16 protein-coding genes are annotated in these 17,582 nt (G+C 50.3%); 14 read left to right on the top strand and 2 right to left on the bottom strand.

Annotated features, from left to right (window positions below):
* Complete coding sequence (locus EGT74_RS07795) at positions 1–687, bottom strand: hypothetical protein (RefSeq protein WP_123845946.1); 687 nt, start codon at positions 685–687, stop codon at positions 1–3.
* Positions 688–1,426: 739 nt separating this feature from the next.
* Between EGT74_RS07795 and EGT74_RS07800 the strand changes: the two genes are divergently transcribed.
* Together EGT74_RS07800 and EGT74_RS07805 are read left to right on the top strand one after the other, a co-directional pair.
* Positions 1,427–4,513 (top strand): SusC/RagA family TonB-linked outer membrane protein, encoded by a 3,087-nt coding sequence (locus EGT74_RS07800; RefSeq protein WP_123845947.1) that lies wholly within the window; start codon positions 1,427–1,429, stop codon positions 4,511–4,513.
* Between the two features lie 33 nt (positions 4,514–4,546).
* Complete coding sequence (locus EGT74_RS07805) at positions 4,547–6,046, top strand: RagB/SusD family nutrient uptake outer membrane protein (protein WP_123845948.1); 1,500 nt, start codon at positions 4,547–4,549, stop codon at positions 6,044–6,046.
* A 180-nt stretch (positions 6,047–6,226) separates the two neighbouring features.
* Here the strand turns inward: EGT74_RS07805 and EGT74_RS07810 are convergent, their stop codons facing one another.
* Entirely contained in the window at positions 6,227–7,429 is a 1,203-nt protein-coding gene (locus EGT74_RS07810; protein WP_123845949.1) for an anhydro-N-acetylmuramic acid kinase, read from the bottom strand.
* Positions 7,430–7,645: 216 nt separating this feature from the next.
* Here EGT74_RS07810 and EGT74_RS07815 point away from each other — a divergent pair, with 216 nt between their 5' ends.
* From EGT74_RS07815 to EGT74_RS07870, 12 genes are all read left to right on the top strand, one after another.
* Positions 7,646–8,428, top strand: a complete 783-nt coding sequence (locus tag EGT74_RS07815) for an NIPSNAP family protein (RefSeq protein ID WP_123845950.1) — start codon at positions 7,646–7,648, stop codon at positions 8,426–8,428.
* Between the two features lie 141 nt (positions 8,429–8,569).
* Positions 8,570–8,875: a barstar family protein gene (locus tag EGT74_RS07820; protein WP_123845951.1), complete on the top strand. Its 306-nt coding sequence runs from the start codon at positions 8,570–8,572 to the stop codon at positions 8,873–8,875.
* A 1,043-nt stretch (positions 8,876–9,918) separates the two neighbouring features.
* Complete coding sequence (locus tag EGT74_RS07825; protein WP_123845952.1) at positions 9,919–11,259, top strand: tyrosine-type recombinase/integrase; 1,341 nt, start codon at positions 9,919–9,921, stop codon at positions 11,257–11,259.
* 290 nt (positions 11,260–11,549) lie between these two features.
* A complete protein-coding gene (locus EGT74_RS07830; protein WP_220392825.1) occupies positions 11,550–11,741 on the top strand; it encodes a helix-turn-helix domain-containing protein in 192 nt (63 codons plus the stop codon).
* Positions 11,738–12,061, top strand: coding sequence for a HipA N-terminal domain-containing protein (locus EGT74_RS07835; RefSeq protein ID WP_123845954.1), 324 nt, complete (start codon positions 11,738–11,740; stop codon positions 12,059–12,061). The genes EGT74_RS07830 and EGT74_RS07835 overlap by 4 nt, the downstream gene beginning before the upstream one ends.
* Before the next feature lie 2 nt (positions 12,062–12,063).
* Positions 12,064–13,050, top strand: coding sequence for a type II toxin-antitoxin system HipA family toxin (locus tag EGT74_RS07840; protein WP_123845955.1), 987 nt, complete (start codon positions 12,064–12,066; stop codon positions 13,048–13,050).
* A gap of 315 nt (positions 13,051–13,365) precedes the next feature.
* The gene (locus tag EGT74_RS07845; protein WP_123845956.1) at positions 13,366–14,229 is read left to right on the top strand and encodes a hypothetical protein; all 864 of its coding nucleotides are present in this window, start codon (positions 13,366–13,368) and stop codon (positions 14,227–14,229) included.
* Positions 14,230–14,375: 146 nt separating this feature from the next.
* On the top strand, positions 14,376–14,681 hold the full coding sequence (locus tag EGT74_RS07850; protein WP_123845957.1) for a helix-turn-helix domain-containing protein: 306 nt from the start codon (positions 14,376–14,378) through the stop codon (positions 14,679–14,681).
* Positions 14,674–15,666: a CHC2 zinc finger domain-containing protein gene (locus EGT74_RS07855; RefSeq protein WP_123845958.1), complete on the top strand. Its 993-nt coding sequence runs from the start codon at positions 14,674–14,676 to the stop codon at positions 15,664–15,666. The genes EGT74_RS07850 and EGT74_RS07855 overlap by 8 nt, the downstream gene beginning before the upstream one ends.
* Before the next feature lie 64 nt (positions 15,667–15,730).
* Positions 15,731–16,039, top strand: coding sequence for a hypothetical protein (locus tag EGT74_RS07860; protein WP_119077583.1), 309 nt, complete (start codon positions 15,731–15,733; stop codon positions 16,037–16,039).
* Positions 16,040–16,237: 198 nt separating this feature from the next.
* Positions 16,238–16,597, top strand: coding sequence for a plasmid mobilization protein (locus EGT74_RS07865; protein ID WP_123845959.1), 360 nt, complete (start codon positions 16,238–16,240; stop codon positions 16,595–16,597).
* A 40-nt stretch (positions 16,598–16,637) separates the two neighbouring features.
* A complete protein-coding gene (locus tag EGT74_RS07870; RefSeq protein WP_123845960.1) occupies positions 16,638–17,549 on the top strand; it encodes a relaxase/mobilization nuclease domain-containing protein in 912 nt (303 codons plus the stop codon).
* Positions 17,550–17,582 lie beyond the last annotated feature (33 nt).

Below are 17,582 nucleotides of genomic sequence, written 5' to 3' on the forward strand. Positions count from 1 at the left end.
TTATTTAATAAACCGCTGGATCCCTTCTTTGATCGTATTGAGCCTGTCGATGCTGGTCTTGCGGGCGAGGTCGTTGGCGTTCAGCTTTTCCCTTACGGCTTTTTCTTTGGGGTAGTGGCTTTCGTCGATTTTGGAGAGCAGTGTTTTTTTATGGCTGATATCGGCTTCCAGCTGCTGCAGTTCGGCGCGCAGCTGGGTGATGCGCATGCTGGCTTTGTCTACTTCCGCGGTCAGTTTTGTTTTTTCGCTGCTTTTCTGTTCTTCCAGTGCGCTCAGTTTCTGTTGTCCCTGGTTCACGTACTGGTTGTGTACTTCGTTGATCTTGCTGATGTAGAATTCCGCATCCAGCAGGAGTTTCTGCGGCGTGAGGGTCTTATCCAGCGTTTTGGCCATCTGGAAAGCCATCTGGTAGGTCTGTTCGCCTGCCACGCCGATGGTGCTCACGGCTTTGTAGAATTCGTAAAAGTCGTACCCTGGCATATTGATCGAATCCAGGCCGCTTTCATACACTTCCAATACTTCGCTCACTACGGGGTCTGTAATCACTTTGGCGGTCAATGCTTCTGATGCGGGATTAAATGCAGGGGTACTGTTACCGACGGGAAAGGAAGGCGCTTCTGATGCCGGCTCAGGCTTCGCTTCATTTTCATCAGGCTTCAGGAATAAACTTTTCCAGTTTTTTAACATGTTGGGTTGCAATTTTCAGAAAATTATAAAAAAAAACTGACTTGTAGGGGTTTCGGACGTGATTTATGGGATAAATCCGTAATGTCTATGGCGCGGGGAGTCTGGAGATTTCCGGAGCCGCCGGATTTAAATCGATTTTGGCGCAAGAGGGCGTTCGGCTGTTCTGCCCGGGAATCGCCGTTTCAAAGCACCGTTTCAGCTGGAAGATAAGATCATTTTTTGTTGCGGATCGTATGTTCGCAAACACACGGAAAATACACCCGTGAAACGGAAGTTACGATATCCGGAACACACGACCGTCCTGCACTATCCTGCATATTTTCACCGAAAAAAAATGAGACAATATCATATCATGAATTGCGAAAAACAAGGTAACAACGAATGCATTACGTGCTTACCTTTAGTATTGTAAGATTGTGTGTGCGCGCCGGTTTGCGCGTTCGCTGTTGACTCACGCTGATACTTGTTCACCGTAAAATCATCGTTATGAAAAAACCTGAAAATCCACGTCATCCGGTTATTACCATTATCAATTCGAGGTCCGTCGCTCCACAGTGATATAGTCGTTTACGTTAGACGTGTATTTATTGTTTATCCACACGGGATGAATCCGTCTCATTCCGGTTAAAAAGTTTTGTACAAAATCTTTTTCGGGCTTTCCACTTAACGCTGCATGCCGGAGCGAACCGGTATGCCATTTCCTAACTCTGGCGGCCTTGCCGCTAAAAATCTTTTCACCATGCGATCAAAAAACCTGCGCAGGGCGTTGCGTTGCATTCTGTATGCCGTCCTGCTGGTGCTCCCGGGTTTGCTGCGGGCACAGTCTGTTACCATTAAAGGCGCCGTTGTGGACGAACAGGGCGCACCGGCCATCGGCGTAACGATCGCCGTTAAAGCGGGCAAAACCGGCACCGCTACCGACGCGGAAGGCAAGTTCACGCTCAATGCCACCCGCGGCGCGGTGCTGCTGCTCACCAGCGTCAACTACGAATCCACGGAAATAACGGTGGACGAGCGCACCGAATACCGCATCGTGCTGAAAACAAAGGCCTCAAGCCTGAGCGATGTGGTGATCGTGGGCTACGGTACCCGCAAGAAATCCGACCTCACCGGTGCGGTGGGCACGGTACGGAGCGAATCGCTCATGGAGCGGCCCAGTTCCTCCCTCAACCAGGAGCTGTCCGGGCGCGTGACGGGGGTGAACGTATCGTCCAACTCAGGGCGGCCGGGCGGCAGGGCCAACATCCGCATCCGTGGTTACAGTTCCATCAACATCCAGAACGATCCGCTGTATGTGATCGACGGGGTGATCCTGAATGTTTCCGGCCTCCAGAACGGCAGTTCCCCCATCGACTACCTCAACCCCAACGATATCGCCTCCATCGAAGTGCTGAAAGATGCGTCTTCCACCGCCATCTACGGCGCCCGCGGCGCGAACGGCGTCATCCTCGTGACCACCAAACGCGGCACCTCCGGCGGCGGCAGGGTAACGTACGATGCGGATTTCGGCGTGGGCACGCTGCCGAAGAAACTGGGCGTGCTCAATTCGAAGGAATTCCTCCAGGTGGAAGAAACGGCCTACCAGAACGCGCAGAAATACGACCCGGTAGGCTGGGCCAACGGCAAATACACCGACCCGAAAACCAAACGGACCAACCCGCTGCTGTTCGACGCGCAGGGCAATCCGCTGTACGATACCGACTGGCAGGAAGAGTCCACCCAGAAAGCGTTCACACAGAACCACCAGCTGGCGTTCACCAACGGGAACGACAAAGGCAGCTACGGCGCGTTCCTCAACTACCGTAATGAGAACGGCCTCATCAGGGGCTCGTGGCAGAAAAGGTATGCCGCGCGGTTCGTGTTCGACAGCCAGATCAAACCCTGGCTGAAAGTAGGCGGCACGCTGGGTTATACCGACCAGAACGAAAAGCAGATCGACCAGCTGGGCGGCGGCGGCATCGTAACGATGCGGCAGGTGCTCGAAGCGCTGCCCATCATCCCCGTTAAATTCCCAGACGGCTCATGGGCCGGGAACGACGACTACCCCGGCATGGAAGGCGGCGGCAACCCGGTGCAGGTGCTGGAAGAGCGGCTGTACTACCTCCGCACGCAAACCCTGTTGGGTAATTTCTATTCCAACATCACGCTTGCCAAAGGCCTCGAGCTGCGGACCACCGTCGGCGCCAACGTCATCAACCAGCGCACGGATTATTACGGCGGGCGCGACCTGAACTATATCTCCCGCTCGCAGAAAGGGGTGGCGACGATCACCAACAACCGCTTCAATTCCTGGCAGTTCGAGAACTATCTTACCTATAACAGGGAATTCAACCGCATCCACTCGCTGAACGCCCTGCTGGGGCTCTCATGGCAGCATGTGGACCAGTTCAGCAATGCGGCCAGTTCCCAGGGCTTCAGCGACGACTATTTCAAATATTACAACCTGGGCGCCGGCGCCAACCCGCAAACGCCTTCGTCCAGCGGTACCGCCTACGGGCTGAACTCGTATTTCACGCGGATCAACTACGGGTTGATGGACAAATACCTGGTCACCTTCACGGGCCGTATGGACGGTTCTTCCAAATTCGGCAGCAACAACCAATACGCGTTCTTTCCGTCCGCCGCGGTTGCCTGGCGCGTATCGCAGGAAGAGTTCATGAAACCCGCGTCTTTCATTTCCAACCTGAAACTGCGCGCCAGCTACGGCGCTACCGGCAACTCCGAGATCCTGGCTTACCAGGCGCTGGCCGGTATGGGTAATTACGATGTGATCTTCGACGGGGTGCGCAATCCCGGTACCGGCATCAGCCGCATGGCGAACGACGAGCTGAAATGGGAAAAAACGCTGCAGCTCGACGCGGGTTTCGAGCTCGGCCTGTTCGACAACCGCGTGTCGATGGAGTTCGACGTGTACCGCAAAAAGACGGTAGACATGCTGCTGGCCGCGCCATTGCCCACCACCAGCGGGTACGCCAGCATCACCCGCAACATCGGGAGCATGGAGAACAAGGGGATAGAATTTTCGCTCAATACCACCAACATCAAAACCGCCGATTTTTCCTGGAACACGCAGTTCAACATTTCCGTGAATAAGAACAGGGTGCTGGCGCTCACCGGCGGCAGCGACATCTATTCCGGGGCCACCGTTATCCGCGTGGGAGAACCTGTGGGCGCATTCTTCGGCAGGGTGCACCTCGGCACCTGGAGCACGCAGGAGAAAGACCAGGCGGCCGTGTATAAAGCCCGCCCCGGTGATGTGAAGTACCTCGACCTGAACAACGACAAACAGATCAACGACAACGACCGCACCATCATCGGCAAAGGCATCCCCGACGGGTTCGGCACTTTCCTGAACACTTTCACGTATAAGAACTGGTCGCTGACCGTAGACCTGCAATACATGTACGGCAACGACGTGATGGACCGGAGCATCCACTCGCTGGAAGACCGGCAGGGCATCGCCAACAGCTACAAAACCGTGCTGAACGCGTGGACGGAAACCAACCAGAACACGCCCATCGCGCAGCTCCGCCCCGTGCCCGCGGGTTACACCACCAACAACGACAGCCACAAGGTGACCGACGCTTCTTTCATCCGCGGCCGCAACGTGCTGCTCGCGTATGTATTCCCCGCCTCCGCCCTTTCCGCCATGAAGCTGAGCCGGCTGCGGGTGTACGCCTCCGTGCAGAACCTTTTCGTGGCCACCAAATACAGCGGGTACGACCCGGAAGTGTCCAACTCCGGCTCTCCCTTCGACCAGGGTTACGCCCTCTACGATTACCCCAAGCCGCGGGTATTTATGCTGGGGCTGAACGTGGCACTGTAACCAATTGTGTGAAAATCTAAAAAAGGACGAATCATGAAAACGAACATAAAAAATACGCTGCTGGGATGGGCCGCAGGCGCGATGTTACTCACCGGCTGCTCCAAGTTCCTCGACGAAAAGGATCCCAGCAACTTCACCGTAGACCAGTATTATAAAACGGCCGAACATGCCCGGAGCGGCGTGAACGCCATCTACGCCTCCATGCGGGAGCCCACCGTCAGCGGTTTCGGCGGCGGCGCGTGGATGATGACGGAGTTCGCCACCGGCCTGGCCGCCACCGATCTCGGGCAGGCCGTGAACAGCTACTTCGTGAAAGATCTCATCAACACGCCCGATAACGGTTACGGCCGTTCGTACTGGGTGAACTATTACCGCGGCATCGCCAACGCCAACCTCGCCATCGAGAAAATACCCGGCATCAATATGGATGAAACCGAACGTAAAAAACTGCTCGGGGAGGCGCGTTTCCTGCGGGCCTGGTATTATTTCAGCCTGGTGCGCATGTTCGGCAACATTCCCCTCATCCTGAAACCCGTAGACCTCAACTCCCCCGAGCTGAAACCGGTACAGGCCACGGTGGAAGAAGTATACGCCGCCATCGACGCGGACCTGAAGGAAGCCGAAGCCGCCGGCCTCAAATGGGCGGACGTTTCCGGCAAGGTCAGCATGGGCGCGGTAAAAGCCCTCATGGCGCAGGTGTACCTGACCATGGCCGGGCACCCTTTGCAGAAAGGCGCTCCGTACTATGAACTGGCGGCCAAGAAAGCGGAAGAAGTGATCGATTCGAAACAGTTCTCCCTGTTCACCACGTACGCCGACCTGCACAATCCCGCGAAGAAAAACACGGGCGAGAATATCTTCATGATGCAGTTCCGCACGCAGATCATCGCGTCGAGCTGGCAGGTATCCATTCTGCCGTACAACAAGAACATCTCCGCGTACTCCGATGAAACCGGCGGCATCTACGCCAACATCGATTTCATCAAAGCGTTCGACCCGGCGGATTTACGGGTGAAGGAGAAACAGTTTTTCTATACGTCTTACACCTCCGAATCCGACCGGAACAAAAAAGTAGAGCTCGGCGGGTATTACCTCTGGAAACACTTCGACGAAACCGCCCAGCTCACCACCGCCAACAGCGACCTCAACTGGAGCATCATCCGGTATGCGGACGTGCTGCTCACCTACGCCGAAGCCGCCAACGAGGCCACCGGCCCCAGCGCGAAAGCCTACGCCGCCCTCAAGCAGATCAGGGACCGGGCACAGTTGCCCGAACTGAGCGGCCTCAGCAAGGAGCAGTTCCGCGAAGCCGTGTGGCGTGAACGCTGGTTCGAGCTGTGTTACGAAAACACCACCTGGTTCGACATGGTGCGGTTGCGGAAGGCGTTCAATGTGGGCACCAAACAATTCGAACCGTACGTGGGCCATAAATTCTCGTACGGGCCGGTGGTATCGGAAAAAGAGCTGCTCTTCCCCATACCCTCGCAGGAAATTCTGGATAACCCCAATCTGAAACAGAATAAAGGTTACTGAGTGGTGGATTATTGTTAAGTGGAGGGGCCGCCTTGTGGATGGGCGGCCCTATTTTTTGAAGCTTATACAGGTTTAAGCCGCTGCCTGGCGGACCGGAGTCGCCGTTGACACTGGATGACCTGCTGTGTGATGCGGTGAGCGTCGTGGTGGCGGATGGCCGTTAATCCTGCACCTGCCGACTCAGGACGGGAAACTGATTTTCCCCATCGATACGTTGGGAATGCCGTTCCTGCCTTCGCCGAAGCTGGTTGCGCCGCCACAGACGGCTTCATTGGCCAGCACCGCGAACAGCACCGCTTCTTTGGCGTCCGGGTTGATGTGCAGCTCCGCGGTGCTTTTGAATGTACAGTCTGGCAGCAGTTCCGAGATGTTTTTGATCAGCAGCGGATTGTGCATACCGCCCCCGCTGACGTAGAAGTGGAAACCGCGGCCTTCATCCGTCACCGTTTTGATCGCTTCGGCGATCGTTTCCGCGGAAAAGCGGTTCAAGGTGGCCATCACGTCTTCACGGCTGAGTGCGGTGGTGCCGGATTTAACCCGGGCAGCCTGCAGGTAAGCCAGGTTGAAAAGCTCCGGGCCGGTTGTTTTGGGGAAGGGCTGTGCAAAAAAGGGATGATCTTTTAATGCTGCAAGCAACGCGCCGTTCACCTGGCCTTTGGCCGCAATGGCCGCGTTTTCATCAAAATATTTACCCGGGAAATGTTGGCGGGTATACGCGTCCATCAGCGTGTTGCCGGAGCCGGTGTCCGTACTGAATACCTCATCCGCATTGAGCGTACCCGGCAGGTAGGTGAAATTGGCGATGCCGCCGATGTTCAGCATGATACGGTTCTCTCCTTTCCGGGAAAAAATGAGGAAGTCGCCATACGCCGCCAGCGGCGCGCCTTCTCCGCCCGCCGCCACGTGTTTCTGCCTGAAATCGCTCAGGGTGATGATACCCGTTGCCACCGCCATATGATCGCCGTCTCCCAGCTGCAACGTGGCATTGCTGAATTTCTCCTGCCCGTGCAGCGACCGGGGAGCATGAAAAATCGTCTGCCCATGGCTGGCGATCAGGTCCACCTCACTAGCCGGAATATTCCACTTCTTCAGGCAGGCATTGATGATCGCGGCATGCCTGTGGGCGATCCACCCGTTGAGCAGGCAGACTTTTTCAAGGTCCGCATCCCTGCGGGAGAAGATGCTGGCGATCTCATTCCGGTAGTCCTCGTCGTACGGGGCCGTTTCAAAAGCCAGCAGTTCCACTTTCGTATCCGTACCGGTGCCGGAGAACCGGCAGAGCGCCACATCGAGCCCGTCTACGGAGGTACCGGACATCAATCCTATCACCGTGCGCCGGGGAGCGTTGGCGATTTCATATAAGCGTGCAATATTCCGGTTCATGCTGGCAGCGTTTAGATAATCTAATATAACCCACTTCGGTTAAATACGGGAGGCTGGTTGTAAAATTGATGCGCAATGAGGCCAGCACCAATACCAAAAAACCAGTATTGTTTAGTAAATTCATTTTGCAGATTTTCATGATACATAGTCCTCCTTCCAATAAGCCCACCGGAGGGAGGCCACAGATTACATCACTTTTCAAAATTTATCATTCATATGCAACGCAGGAAATTCCTCCAATCTTCACTTGCGGCTACCGCAGGCCTGGCCATCAGTATCAACCCCGCCACAGCGGGCGAAAAGTCCCCGGCACAAAAAGAAGTATATGAATGGCGCGAATATGAAATGCGCTTTGGTTCCGATCACAAGCAACTGGAGAATTATTTCAAAACGGCGCTCATTCCTGCATTGAATAAACACGGCGTAAAAACAGTAGGCGTTTTCAAGGAATGGGCCCCATCTGAACCGGCTAAAGTGTATTTGCTGGTGCCCTATGCTTCGCTCGACAGCTACCTGTCCGTAAACATGAAAGTAAAAGCGGACGCGGATTACATCAAAAACAGCGCGGACTATAACAGCATCCCGGCAGACAAGCCCGTTTACAGCCGCTTTGCTTCTTCCCTGATGATCGCCTTCGATGGCTGGCCTGCCATCACCGTGCCGCCCGGCAAGTCCCGGATATTCGAATTAAGAACGTATGAAGGGTATAGCGAGGATGCCGTAAGAAGAAAGATCAAAATGTTTAACGACGGGGAGTACCCTATTTTTCAACGGGCCAAATTGAACCCGGTATTCTTCGGCGAAGTGATTGCCGGCGACCGGCAGCCGCGCCTCACTTACATGCTCACCTGCGACAGTATGGAGGAACGCAAAAAGGGATGGGGTGCTTTCGTGGCCGATCCGGCGTGGAAAAAAATGGTGGCGGATCCGCAGTATGCCAATACGATTTCCATTATACGGAATACCTTTTTGGTGCCGACGGAGTATTCACAGGTGTGATTGGCGGCCCTTTTTAACTTAACCCAAAAGATCCATGCGTCTCATTTGTAAATATTGTATACCCGAATCGGAAATATTCCGATTTGATACCCGAAAAATCAACAATAAACTGTAGCCACTATACAAAAATAGTCATGCTGTATGAATAAGAGAATAATAACCCTGGACGGCAATAACTTTTCAGATCTGGCCGGGTTCTACGACGAAGTTGAAAATGTGCTGACAAAAGATCTCACCTGGACCACCGGCCGTAATTTCAACGCATTCAATGACCTGCTGCGCGGCGGGTTTGGTGTTCATGAACCCGGCGAACAGATAATGCTGGTCTGGAAGAACAGCGCAAAAAGCAAAGCGGATTTGAATATACCATGTGACGGAACGACCGTTTATCATGTATTAACCGATTTTATAAAGGCGCATTGGTTCATTGAGTTTGCCGAGCGTTGAATGACGTTCCCACTCGCCAAACAATTATCGTCAGGCAGGCCACCCGGTAAATGGGTGGCCATTTTTTTTCCGTTATTAATCAGAATGTAAAAACAGTTATTGTATATGCGTCTTCTCCAATTCAGCGTGTTATAGGAGAGTTTGAAATCGACGAAATTATCAACTGTCGATTGGATGATCTATGGAATACAACTCAGCAATTTTCTGGAATCAGCAGACAGTTTTTTGATCAGTATTTTGCAGACAAGGAGCTAGGGTATGCAATTAAAATTAAGAGCGCAAAAAGATACAAGTATCCTAAATGCCTAAAGACGGACTTCAACCTTCTTCCACCACAATCATTTGCTTATTGTTGAGAATGTAGACATTGGATTGAGCTGAAGCATCTATTATTCATTGAACCTAAATCACGATTCTAGATGACAAACCGAACGAAAAGGGCGCTAATTGGAATGGGTTAATGGATTTCTTGCATTTCGCCAAATCGAAGGATAACATATTGGGAGTGCAGCTAAACGGTATACAATTCAAATTTTCCCTTTCGACAATTGTACAAATCTCTATAAGTGAGAAACGTGGAAGGCATTGATTTTTGGGTAGATTTTCATCGGCAGTGACTCACGAATTAATGACGATATTCCAAGCTCATAAAATTGTTATCCATATATGGCAATTTTATGAGCTTGGAATATTTTCGACTTTAAAGGAGCTCTTCCTTTCCAATCTTCCGGCTATCAATTCCCAATTGCCACCCGAAAACAAAAAAGGACCGCTCGTCGCGATCCTTTTCAAGGCTTCTAACCTTCTGCTCCCCCTGTTGGACTTGAACCAACGACCCTCTGATTAACAGCGCTTTAATGGGCCTAATCAGGGCTAATCGGGCCGAACTTGAATTAACTTAACTATTTAATTATCAATCATTTAATGTTTTTTGACTAACTTAACAAAAGCTGTCTGAAGTCCTTTTAAGGGCTTTTTGCTGGCAAATTGTTGGCAAATTTTGGAGGTAGGAGAGCCATTGTGAACTTGTAAAATTTAGTCAAATGTCATTGAGTATTTCGATTAGCCTGGACACCCGCCGGGCTAAAAAAACGGGGAAGTTTCCGGTGAAGCTGCTGGCAATTTTTAATCGCAAACCTCGCCGCTATCAAACGGTTTACGACTTGAGCGAGGACGAATTCAAGGCTTTGTCGGCTAGGCAAAAATCAGAGTGCCTGAAAAAGATGCAAGAAATCCTCAAGCAATTGCAACGTAATGCCGAAGAAGCTGCGGCAGGATTGCAACCATTCACGTTCGAAGGTTTCGAGAAAGCTTTCATCCTAAACAATCCTTCTTTTCACCAGCGGAAGGCGATCAAAGAAGTAGCTGAACTCGATAACCACCCTTTCAACCAGGTGATGTATGATAACCGCTTCCCTATTTTCCGGTTGCCTAAGCCCGAGTCCGACACGATCTTGGCGGTGTTCCTATATTATATCAGCAAACTTTTGAACGAGCACCGTATCCGGACGGCTGTCCATTACCAGACTACGTACAATATACTCGCCCGCTTCAGCGGTAATGTTCGGTTCGTTGATATTAATGTCAGCTATCTGAAGCGTTTCGAGGCCTGGATGCTGGAGCATGGGTATTCTAAGACCACCGTCGGTATCTACACCCGTTGCCTGCGTGCCACCTTTAATGAGGCCATTTTCCAGGGAATCATTAAGCGGGAGAACTGTTATCCTTTTGGCCGGAGGCTTTATCAACCGCCATCTTCCCGGAATATCAAAAAAGCGTTGACGCTGGAGGATGTGAGTAAGATATATTATTATCAGCCGGAAAATGAGCGCGAACGGAAGGCGAAGGACTTTTGGTTGTTTTCTTATCTGGCGAATGGAATCAATCCTACTGATATCATGCATCTTAGATACAAGAATATCGACGGTGATTATCTCGTTTTTGAACGGGCCAAGACAGTAAACTCTACAAGACTTGATCCCCGCCCTATCACGGTCTTTATCTCGGAGGACATGCAGCGGATTATTGACTATTGGGGGAATAAAGACAAGAGCCAGGAGAATTACATTTTCCCCTGGATGGAGCATAATGTTACGCCTTTGCGGCAAGTAGAGTTGTGCGAATTGTTTGTCCAGGCGATTAATGACTGGATGGCGAAGATCCGGAAGAAGCTGGGTATCGAGAAAAAAGTGACGACCTACGTGGCCAGGCATACGTTCTCGACGATCCTCAAGCGGTCGGGCGTAAGTACGGAGTTTATCCAGGAATCTTTGGGACATACCAGCATGAAGACAACGGAGAGCTATCTGGATAGTTTCGAGAAGTCGGTGAAGAAGGAGTATTCGCAGCGTTTGGTGGCTTTTAAGGAAGGTATGGAAAGATGAACTATTTCAAGGGCGACTGAAAGGCCTGGTTGTTCACTTTTTGGGGCCGTTCATTTTTAGTGAACAGTCTCAAAAAGTGAACAAATGCCTATAGATACTATCCAGTTAACGGGCAAATAACTCACAAAAAGGGCATTATGGCGCCCTTTTTATTGTATTTGGGTACGCTTCACACATATTTTAGTCGAAAAGTGCTTTTTATTGCACTTTATAATGATTTTTTACGCCAGAATGCTTAAATTTACTATGAAAAAGGTATTATAATGCACTCTAGGGAAATATTCAACATCGTGAAAGCCAGAAGAGAATCTCTAAATGTGACACAGGAGACGCTCGCCCAACTTTCCGGCGTAGCATTGAGAACCTTGAAACAATTTGAAAGTGGCAAGGGCAATCCTACCTTGCAAACACTCCAAAAGCTCGGTGACGCACTGGGTCTTGAAGTAACAGTCGTCATTAAAAACAAGGGGATTAACGCATGAGAGCAGCCAACATTCTTTTCAAAGGGCAACAAGCCGGCGTCTTAACGCAACATGATGATGGTACGTTCACATTCCAGTATAACACATCGTGGGTAGAAGATAGTAGCAAGCCGGCGATCAGCCTTACATTACCGAAGACCGCCTCCCCATACCATTCTAATTACCTATTCCCGTTCTTCTACAACATGCTGCCGGAAGGGTCAAACAAACAGGTCGTTTGCCAACTTAACCACTTGGACAAAACTGACTATTTCGGGTTATTGCTGACGATTGCGCAAACAGATACCATCGGCGCGGTTACCGTTTCTAAAATCGATTAAACATGAGTTTACCAGATATCCAATATTGTCCCGGTACGCTGGCCCCTGGTTATCAGACCTATAGTCGAACGGCACTTGTCAGGGTCTTCAAGGGCCGCAAGGTAAGTCATCTTCTTCCTTATGATTCACCCGCCTCTAATGCGGCAATGGACGAACTCTTTGATGAAAACAGAAAACGCATATCTATCTCGGGTGTACAAGAAAAATTCTCCGTTCTGCTCGAGAAGAACAAACTTCGATTGATTAACGAGGGCGAACGAGGTAGTTACATCCTGAAACCAATTCCGGCAGCCGGCCGGCGACCGGACCAGATGCCCGCAAATGAACACCTTACCATGCAGATTGCGCGGCAAGTATATCATATCGAAACGGCGGAGAATGCGCTGATCTTCTTCCGTAATGGAGCACCCGCGTACATAACCAAACGTTTTGATGTCGATGAAAATGATAGAAAACTCGCGCAAGAAGATTTTGCATCTCTAGCCGGGCGCACGCCTCAAACACATGGAGAACATTATAAATATCTGGGTAACTATTTGGAGTTATTTCAGCTCATGGAGAAATACGTCCCGGCTTATCCCGTAGAAGCGCCCAAATTATTGAAACTGCTCATGTTCAACTATTTCTTCTCAAATGGTGATGCACATTTCAAAAATTTTTCTCTCCTAGAAACTCCAATGGGGGATTACCGCCTGAGTCCGGCGTATGACTTGCTTAACAGCCGGATTCACATTAAGGACAAGGATTTCGCCTTAGATGATGGCTTACTCCCCAAAAAATTGGCGCAGGGGAAAATTATGCAGCAGTTCGCAGTACTAGCCGATCAGGCAGGCATTTCCCTGGCCTCTTTCGATACAATCAGGCAACTTATGCTTTCCCAAACAGATAAGGTGCAGGAATTAACGAGGGCGTCCTATCTGGATGAAACCACCAAGCGTAATTATTTGCAATCGTATCAAGGTCGATTGCGGCAACTGGAAAAGACTTGAAGATTAATCGACGATTGCAACTCAGCACTATAATTCTCTATAGAAAGGAATCAGTCCCAACGCTCGGTTTTTCACAAGGATATTTATTAGATAAGTTTAAGTTAGGTGGTTTATTCGTACTATGAGTACGGATATAGGAAGAAAAACAAACCAGTTCTGACGGTATCGCCTGAAGTGGCTAAAGAAACTACTTTGCACCCATGCCGAATATATTGCTACTGGACTGACTAAGCGTAGCACATAAGTAAGTTGGCCCAAACTGTGATTTCCTTTGACTGTTATTTCTTAAATTTCAGTAGAACAAATTATAGGGTCATGGGAAATTTCAGAAATTGGCTTTCCTCGAACATGCTATTTCGTAATATTTTAGCCGACTTCGGATCCAGGTCTGCCTACACCGGAGAGCCGGGAGGGTTTATAACTTATTTCCAATATAAGATAGGCCCGTACCAGCGGGACCACCACCTTTACTTCCCCAAAGAACCCTTCGCCGTTCGGTACAACAATGAGGTATTCAACAAGCTTTTCGAGTACTCTGGAGAAGATATCTTTAAATACCTCGACTTCCACTTTGACGCCTTTCCCGAGAAAAACGCCTTTATTTTATACCTCGACAGGCAATTGACAGAAAGGTTAAAGAAAAGCCTAAGTAAAGAGCGCAAAATAAAACTGGAATCAGCCGCCGATTGGGTGGCAGAGAAAAAACGACTATTCCGCGCAGAAGCGGAACTGACCAGGGAGGATATTTCGCGGGATCTCCAACTGGTGATCGATAGTAAGGCGGCGGGAAAAGTTGACGAGGCGCAACAGCGACTGGATAACCTGACAGATAAACTGGAACACAAATTTGAAGATGCGATTTCCCGATTGGAGAGTGCCTCTAGTCTACTTCCGACCGGTAGTATCGGCCTGAATAATCAAAACCACCAGGATAAGCTGGTGCAACTTCTTTATCTATTGCAGAACCTTCATAACCCTAAAAATAGGACGGAGGCGCTCTTCAGCAGCTTCAGTAATATTAACCTGGCGGCGATTCTACGGCACCATTTCCGGGACTTTGCAGATAAGAAATCAAACACGATCGAAAAAAAAGCAAAAGCAAGTATCGCAAAGCTCAAGAACACCGACCCCAAAGTCCAAAAGTTGATCCAGGCTTTGGAGGAATTCTTCTATGCATAAAGGAATAACCAGCCTTAATTTTCCCATACTGACCTTTTCGAACTGGCGCAAACCTATTGAATTTCAATCGATAAAAATCCATGACCAATCCGGCATTGACTTCCCTTCCTGCTTAACCCATCTTGCGTCCATAACACAGAAAGTTTATGGACACTTTATTTATTCCCAATGAGAACGATTTCCGGCGGTGGATCAGGGAGGCACTGAAGGAATGCCTGGAGAATCTCCCGGTAAAAGAGGGAGCGACTGCTGATCCGCAGCAGGAGCCCTTACTCACCCGCAAGGAAATCGCGGGCATCTTCCGGGTGTCACTGGTAACCCTCCATGAGTGGATGAAACAGGGTTTACCCTTTCATAAGCAGGGAGGCCGGGTATACTTCCTGCGCTCTGAAGTGCTGGAATACCTCAAGCAGAAACGCAAATCCCAAGGAAAACTGTCCGGTCATGAATAGGATAGCTATCCAGGAAGCCAAGCTGCTGGACCAGGTGGATTACCTCGCATTCCTGGGATTTTACCCGGAAAAGGTCCGTGGGCAGGAATTCTGGTACAGATCGCCATTGCGGGAAGAGCATACCCCGTCTTTTAAGGTCGACAGGGCGAAAGGCGTATGGTACGATCATGGAATCGGCCAGGGAGGAACCATTATTGATTTCGGAATTGCCTATTTCCGATGTGATGTTCGGGAGTTTCTGGACAGGCTGAAGCCATATCTTTCTTTTCATCGCCCCGAACTTCCCATGCAGGTTTCCGCTCCATCAGCCGTTCAGTCCCCGACCAGCCAGGCTGGTGATAAGAAAGGGATTGTTGTTTTGTCCGCCGGCCCGCTGGCGTCGCCCCAGCTTTCCCGCTATTTGGCCGAGCGCAAAATTCCCTTTTCGATAGCGGCCGCTTATTGCAAGGAGGTACGATTTGAGTTGTCCGGTCGGCGCTTTTTTGCCATCGGGTTTAAAAATGACCTGGGTGGCTTTGAGCTTCGCAATGCGCATTTCAAAGGCAGCAGTGCCCCTAAGGCATCCTCCTTCCTGGATCAGGATTGTCATGAGCTGGCGGTGTTCGAAGGCTTCTTCAATTTCCTGTCCTTTCTCGCCCTGGTACAATACCGCTCCCTCCCAACCTGCAATTTCCTGGTCCTAAATTCCCTCGCCTACTTTCAGAAGAGCAGATCCATCATGGATCAACATGCCGGGGTCACCCTCTACCTGGACCGGGACGCAGCAGGTATCCAATGCACCGGTCAGGCATTGAAGTTCGGGCCGCAATTCCGGGACGGGAGCCACCTCTATGCTGGTAATAATGATCTGAACGACTGGCTGATCCAAAATTTCCAAAAGTTGAAGCAGGAACAATTTATCCTCCGACAGGCAGGAAGGGTTTTGCGGGTTGCCAACCACCCTCCACCGGATATTTCTCAGAGCAAGAAGAGTAAGCGCATATAAGTTCTTTAAGATGATGATCTCTTAAACCTATTCAATCCATTTTTTAATAATAAAAACGACGCAGATGGCAGATTTGAAACGCAAAACGCTCTCCCTCTCCAGCGGAAAGCTCCTGAAACTTTACGGCAGCAGCCTTGCCATTTCCAAAAGCCTGGAGATTGGGGAAGGGTACGCGCCTAATATTTATTCTTTCACAGAAGGTCAGTCTGGAGGAAAGGAGGCCGGTCAAGTAACCAACCCCCACAAGCTCGACCGGGAAGATCTGATGGAATTGGCTGACTTCAACATCCAGCTTTGGATGAATTTGAAAGCCAACCTCCGGAAATATGGCGTGGATAGCCCGAAGGTTTTCAACCAGGAATCCAGCAAATGATGGCGGTCGAATCATTGGGAGCAACGCGGCTTTTTCCCGCTTTGCCACTGCTCAAAACTGCGGTGGCTTGCAGGATCGATTTTAAGCGTCCGGTTTAAGGCAAGCGGTGTTTTTGTAGGACAAAAACCGCTTGCCCTCTGCTCCCGTTGGTCGCATAGGGAGAAGAAATGAACTGTTTTACAGTTAAATCAAAGTGTGATGACAACGATAACATCCAAGAAAAAGGCAGGAGGCCGTCCGGTGGCGGCGAAGAAGAAAGCAACAATTGTCCGGGTGCGCTTCGACAAGGAGCAGTATTTTATCCTCCGGCATAAAGCCCAGAAGGCAGGGCTGAACTTCTCCGCCTATCTCCGCCAGGCAGCAGAAGTAACTGTAATCAAAGCCCGGCTTACCCCGGAAGAGCGGGATTTCATCAGAAAACTTGTAGGAATGGCCAACAACTTGAATCAGTTGGTAAAGGAATTCAAGCAGGCGGGCATTTTAAAAACTGCCGCTCATGTTGAGGGGCTTAGGGACAAAGTGGATCAACTATTAAAACTATTGAGAGGTGATAAGTAAGGTTTTCGACGGACATAGTTTCTACCATGCCTGCCGGTATATGTGTAACAAACAAGGTGCAGAAGTGCTGGCGACGGAAGGAGTGCGCGGGTATGATTACAAACTGATGGCGGAAGATTTCATCGGCCAAGCCGCGCAGCGACCGACTAAAAAGCAGGCTTGTTTCCACGCGGTACTGAGCTTTCATCCCCATGAAAAGCCAGAAGACTCCAGGATCGTTTCCATTGCAAGAGAGTACCTGCAGGAAATTGGCATCGCCAATACTCAATTTGCCATTACCAAGCACACCGACAAAGCCCACCTGCATGTGCATCTCATCGCTAATATGGTGAACAACGAAGCCCGAAGTATCAAAGACAATCATATCGGGTTGAGAGGAAAAAAGGCAGCCCAACAGCTTACCCTGAAACACGGGCTCATCGTAGCCGAAAGGAAAAACCTTGCCCTCACTCACCAGGAAGCACTCGACCAGTCCGAAGCCAATCGCTACAAAATCTATACGGCTATCATGGAAAGCCTCCCGAAATGTCGGAATCTGGAAGAGCTGAAAGCCCGCCTCAAAACTTATGGTATTGAGGTACTGTACAAGTTTAAAGGTCAGACCCAGGAGCGGCAAGGCATCAGTTTTCGCCTGGAGAAGGATGTCTTCAAGGGCAGCAAAGTCGACCGGAGCTTCTCATTGGGCAACCTTGAAAAGACGCTTTCACAGGGTCAGCGGCAAAATCCAAGCCAGGCTATGGGAGCGACTAATCCAATACCGTTATCCGGGCATGGTGTTTCTAATGCTTCCAATCCGGCCGGTCAACTGGCCCAGGAACTTGAGAATATAATGCTGCAATCAACCGGTAACCTGCTATCTGATCTTATGAAGCCGGAGTATGTACCGCAGGGTGTTAACCCCGACTTGTTGCGCGAAGCTCGTAAAAAGAAGAAGCGTAAAAGACTGCGCTAGATCAGAACAGTATTTTAAATGCCAAAAATTCAA

Source organism: Chitinophaga lutea, assembly GCF_003813775.1.
Classification (GTDB): domain Bacteria; phylum Bacteroidota; class Bacteroidia; order Chitinophagales; family Chitinophagaceae; genus Chitinophaga; species Chitinophaga lutea.